This window comes from Kamptonema animale CS-326 (assembly GCF_028330895.1).
GTDB classification, from domain to species: domain Bacteria; phylum Cyanobacteriota; class Cyanobacteriia; order Cyanobacteriales; family Microcoleaceae; genus Kamptonema; species Kamptonema formosum.
In genome coordinates this window covers 1-5,818 of the sequence record NZ_JAQMUA010000352.1, presented here as the reverse complement: position 1 = coordinate 5,818, position 5,818 = coordinate 1, and the positions used below count along the sequence as shown (strand labels likewise).

The window sequence follows — 5,818 nt, the reverse complement described above, 5'->3', positions numbered from 1 at the left end:
GAGCGGGGGAGCAACTTAATCAATTAAAAATTAAAAATGCAAAATTAAAAAAAAATGCAAAATTAAAAATTGTCAGATTTAATTTTTAATTTTTAATTTTTAACTTTTAATTAATCGGAGAGGAGATGGGGGAGCAGGGGAGTAATTATCAATTACCAATTACCAATTACCAATTACCAATTACCAATTACCAATTACCAGTTAACAGTTAACAGGTATTATATTTCCCGCTTCATTGATAACGGTTACTTCACTTAGCTCAGAAGCAACTTCAGGAAAAGGAAGAATACGGACGCGACCAAACCTCAAACCACTCACTCCTTGCAGCGGTTCTACCATACCAGTTTGAATTTTTGACTCCACACAACCTTCGCGAGCTAGATAGCGTAAATATTGCCGATATTCTTCCCACTCATCCTCATTAGAATAAACAATAGTTAGCATTCCCGACTGCGTAATTCGTTCTTGAGCGTCTTTATCAACAGCTTTTTCAATCCGTTTTTTAACAAGTTCGTAGCGAATATCGCGAGTGCCTTGGACATCAAACATTTTTTCAGTATTTTCGTTGTGAAAAATGTTGATCGTTGTATTCTGTACTAAAATTAAATGAGCTAGTTGTAAATTGATTTTAGCATCAGCTTGCAGGCGAAAAGCAGTTCTAGCACAATCGCAAACAGCTCTTAATTGTTCATAACGCAGACTGTGTAAGTGAAAAGGAGTAAATTTACTATCAATTGACTTGCCGATATAAATCATGTGATCCATGCCATCGGTGCATTCAATATCGCAATAATGAGGGATAATTTGCTGCATCCGCTCTTGCCATTTTGCCCAAGTTTCCTGCAAGTTAGCAGTAATTAAACTGAGCATTTCATCATAGCGAGTCCGTTCGCCATAAACGCATTGATGTTCGTTTTTGCAAGCTGCTTGGTAAGCTTCCAGTGCTGCTTGCACCTCCGGCCCGCACTGCATAAAATGGTCAAAATATACTTCTAAATGCTCGCTCAAATATTCTGCGGCTCGGACTTCCATATCTACGGTTACTTTTTCCTGCAAATGCTTGATATAGTCCAGCATATCCAGTCGAAGTTGTTCTCCCAAGGGAGTACCTTGAGTTGTACACAAAGCCTCAACGATCGCTAAGCCTAGACGAAATTGTTCCAGCAAGTCGGCTTGAATGGCACGGTTGCGCTCTTCTGAGGAGCCGCGAATATCGGAGATACCATAAAGGGGATAAACTTCGCTAAAAACTATTGTCTCCGGTGGTAGGCCCCAACTGCGTCGCTCTGCTTCCTGTACGAACCGCCACTCGACGGCGGGATGGATGTTGTGGATGTGGGTGAAGCGCTGCTGAATGGCTTGCCGTAGGGCCGCAATGAAGGCGGGAATGAGTTCTTGAGCGTGTTGGCAGTCGATACCGTTAAAATGGTTGGGGCGATCGCACGTTAGTCCCACTACTCCTAAAATCTGATTTCCTCCCCCTTCGCGGTTGATAGTTTTCACCACTAAGGGAATTAGCAACATCGAGCGCACTCCCATTTTCCGTAAGTAGCGATCGCACTCCGTTTCGCACTCCCGCCGCAAATCAGGCACGTTCCAGACTTGATTAGCCGCCGTTGCCTGCAAAAAGTGAGAACCCTCTAGAGACTGTAACGCATACACTGTCGGCCTGATATCGTGACCGTCTTTGCAGATAAAGAGTTGCGCTTCGGAGCCATCAGTCCGCAAAAGAATGCTACCATCTGCGCCAAAGAGCGATCGCAAACGTTTATCAATTTTCTTAAACTTTTCCGGTCTTAGAATTGAATCTCTATCTATCAACAACTGCGTTAACCGCCGAATTTGTTCCTGTCCCGTGACATCAAAACCTTCTAACAGCAACAGACCTTCCACACGGTAATTTTCTAACCGCAGTCTATCCGCCAAAGTTGCCAATTGATTAGGCTGCATTAGCCAAGCTTCCCGCTCCGACACTGGCATTAACTTTAGATGAAAATCAGAAAACTCATCTATTTTCGGGTCAATGCGAGTAACTTTTAGCTCTTCAGAACCCAACCAAAATTCCACAAACCGATGCTCTCGGTGCAGCGGACTTTTGACAGTAGCCATTACGGGTTCATCAAGCACTCGCAAACTTTCCAGGTCAATCTGATATAGCTGTTTGAATACCCAGTACAAAATATGACGGCGGTAGAGTTGCTCCGCTGTCCGGCCGTCCCAGTCCTCAAACAAGTCCAGCAACCCGATACCCAATCCTGTCAACAAACCACCAAAATCAGTTCCCTCATGGGTTCCTTCCAGACCCGCCAAGCGGCAGAAGGCCGAGTTAGCATAACGCAGAGTAAAAGTCTCCGGTTCCATGACAGCCATTAACACCCGGCTAGAACGCTGAAATTGAAAAAGGCGCTCTAGGTATTGTTTCCAAACTTTCAATTGTTCGATTTGGGCAGAGTGACTTGGCACCTGTGCCGCCAAAGCTTGTAATAGCTGTTCCATATTTGGCTCAACCAAGCTACCGTTACCGTTTTTAGTCCGAGGAATATCTGCGGAAAGTAACGCTTTAACAGAGTGGCTATTGGCTTCTTGGGATGTCGGCTTCGGGGTCGGCATAAGTCTGCACCTGAATGCACTGGATATTTTAAGAAGATGTTGGCGACTGGTTCTAGGGAGTTGGTACTCCAACATTCCTTGACACCTGTGGACAACTAAAAGTTTGCAACGTTATAGTATTGTATCTAACACACCAGGGGTCTAACCCCTTTTGTGATTGTGATAGTAAATTTAAGTGTCTACTAATTAATTAAAAATTAAAAATTAAAAATTAAAATATTAAAATATTTATATACCGAGTGTATTTTGGGCAATGTGTCGGATGTTGAAGATGCGAACAGGGGTTAGAGTTGGATTCAAAAAACACCAAGAATATAGGCAAAAGCATCATCATCTTTGAAATCTCGATCGCTGATGTCAGCCAAATCTCTAATTACAGAGCGGACAACAGAACGTACTTGAAAATGAGTCCATCGTTCCTCTGAACTTGTGAGGCTACAGGGGTAATTTGCAACTGCCCAGTCAACTAAACTTCTAACTGTAATCCGTCTATTGATGACTCCAAAGTGAAAACTGAACGCAGGTGCTTTTGGCAGTCCAGCGCGATCGCAGATATAGTTCAATGTTTCCTGACGCTGTTTTTTGGGAATGTTGGGCAGAATATCCACCCACTTGCTATCTAGCTGAATCTGCTTGCGTGGCAATCCAACATTGTAAAAAGCTTGCCGAATACGATGAAAAGCACGCGCCCCAAGGCATACTCCCGCGATATCACCTGAAGCATTTACTTTTGAAGAAATTAGATCGATTGCCTGTTTGATTGTCGCGATCGCGATCGCCTCATCATCACTGATTTCTATACCAAAAGAATTTTCCCATGTCATCACTATCTCAACTGCGTCAAGTCCCATTCTTACTCTAGCCCCTTCTTTACCCTAGTCCCTAGCCCCTAGCCCCTAGCCCATAGCCCCTAGTTATATATTCACAGTACGTAAGTGCTCCAACCTGAATAATTTACCTAACTTTAGGTATATTTACATAAATTTTGGGTGATCAGGGGGTGAAACCCCCCACAAATCTCCGTAAAATTGCTAGACTCGTAGCCAAGACCGAACTTATTTTTTACATTAGATCAGGTGCATCATGGCTACCTATACAGTAACCACTAACGCTGACAGTGGTGTTGGCACATTGCGAGATGCGATCGCACTGGCAAATAGCAATGCGGGCGCAGACGAGATCCTTTTCAATCTCACTACAGGGAATCCAACCGAGACAATAAACCTGCTATCTCCCCTACCCAATCTCACAGACAACGCAGGCACGTTAATTAATGCCTGGAGTCAAGGGGGGCCAACTTACACCGGTACACCATTAATCGAACTCAACGCTACAAGTGCTGGTGCCGGTGCAAACGGTTTGTCTATTTCTTCATCGAACAATACCGTGCAGGGTTTGGCGATCGATCGGTTCACTGAAAACGGGATTTTCATCGCTTCGGGAACTAACAACCTTATTCAAGGTAACTATATAGGTACCGATCTCAGCGGGACAGTTGCCTCACCAAACCTTAATTATGGCCTATTGATTTGGAGCGCTAACAACACCATCGGCGGAGCTCTACCATCAGCGCGGAATATTATCTCCGGCAACACTCGGTTTGGAATAATAATTCAAGGTGGGAATGCCAATGGAAATCAAGTATTAAACAACTTCATTGGCACCGATTACACGGGGAATAATGACTTAGGCAACAGTTGGCGGGGAGTGCAGATTACCGACGGTGCAAAAACTAATGAGATTCGAGGTAATGTCGTTTCTGGCAACGATCGCTCAGGAAATATCGACACCGGGGATGATAGCAATATTGGGATTGACGGTGGAGGCACTAACAATAACATTATCGCAGGCAATTTTATTGGCACGAATGCTACAGGTACGGGTTTAGTTGAGGGCGATCCAGCAGTTATTGGTACACCTCCTTCTGGAGGAGAGCGGGGCATCTTGATTACGGGAGGCGCTCAAAATAACATAATTGGGGGAACAACGGCGAGCGATCGTAACATTATCTCTGGGAATCTGGTAAATGGCATTGAACTCCGCGACACCAACACATCAGGCAATCAAATTATTGGCAATTATATCGGTACAGATGTAACGGGTACTGGTGCGCTTGGTAATAGTCAAAATGGCATCTTGATTAATGGTTCAAATAACAACCAAATCGGCGGTACTGGTACAAATGAAGGAAATGTTATCGTTAATAACGGTGTCGCAGGTATCAATATTCCCGCAGGTACTGGTAACAGTATTCAAGGCAACTCCATCAGTAATAATGTAGGTTTAGGTATTACCCTAACTAATAGCACTCAACCGAAAGCTAATAATGATTTTGCTGGCGGCAATGGTGGGCAAAATTATCCTAATTTATTATCAGCCTTTGTTGGTAGCAACAGCACTGTAGTTACAGCAGAATTAAATGCCTCTACTAATACCGACTTCCGCATAGAGTTCTTTGCTAATAATGCTGCCGATCCTTTGGGAAACGGAGAAGGAGAAATATTTTTAGGTTTTACAAATGTCAGCACTGACAATGCTGGTAATGCCAATATCAGCTTTACGCATCCCGCTTTATTAACAGGTCAATATATCACGGCTTCTGCCATTAATCTCGATCCGGCTACTGGCACAAATAACACCTCAGAGTTTTCCAATACCCTATCAGTTGATAGCTTAAGTATTAGCGGTTTAAAATTCCATGATATTAATGGTAATGGATTGCAAGACTTAGGCGAAACCGGACTTCCAAATTGGCAATTTCAATTGCTTGATAGTTCAGGGGTTTTAATCGCTGATGCTACCTCAGATGCTAATGGTCAATACGAATTTGACAATGTTTTACCAGGTGATTACAGTCTTGAAGAAGTTCTGCAATCTGGATGGACGCAAACAGTAGCGCCTAATGCTATTAATTTAACAAATGCTGATTTAACTGATAATAACTTTGGGAATTTCCAAAATATCAGCATTAGCGGCATCAAATTTGAAGATAATAACGGCGACGGGATTCAAAATGCTAACGAGACTGGACTAGAGAATTGGCAAATCAACTTATTTGATGCTATTACGGAAGCTGTCTTAGAAACTACTACAACTACTACAGGTGGCAATTATAGTTTTATCGACCTTGAACCTGGAAATTATCGAGTTAGAGAAGTCAACCAGAGTGGATGGTTGCAGACTACTCCTGACCCTGATGATATTGTCG

The 5,818-nt window shown here is 43.2% G+C and carries 3 protein-coding genes; 1 reads left to right on the top strand and 2 read right to left on the bottom strand.

All coding sequences use genetic code 11. The annotated features are described in order from the left end of the window. Window positions 1–201: 201 nt before the first annotated feature. Together PN499_RS20395 and PN499_RS20390 are read right to left on the bottom strand one after the other, a co-directional pair. Complete coding sequence (locus PN499_RS20395; protein WP_272034059.1) at window positions 202–2,610, bottom strand: GAF domain-containing protein; 2,409 nt, start codon at window positions 2,608–2,610, stop codon at window positions 202–204. Between the two features lie 296 nt (window positions 2,611–2,906). Further along, entirely contained in the window at window positions 2,907–3,461 is a 555-nt protein-coding gene (locus PN499_RS20390) for an acyl carrier protein (protein WP_272034057.1), read from the bottom strand. A gap of 232 nt (window positions 3,462–3,693) precedes the next feature. On the opposite strand from PN499_RS20390, the gene PN499_RS20385 reads away from it, so the two are divergent. Then, on the top strand, window positions 3,694–5,818 hold a 2,125-nt coding region (locus PN499_RS20385; RefSeq protein WP_272034056.1), incomplete at its 3' end, for a beta strand repeat-containing protein.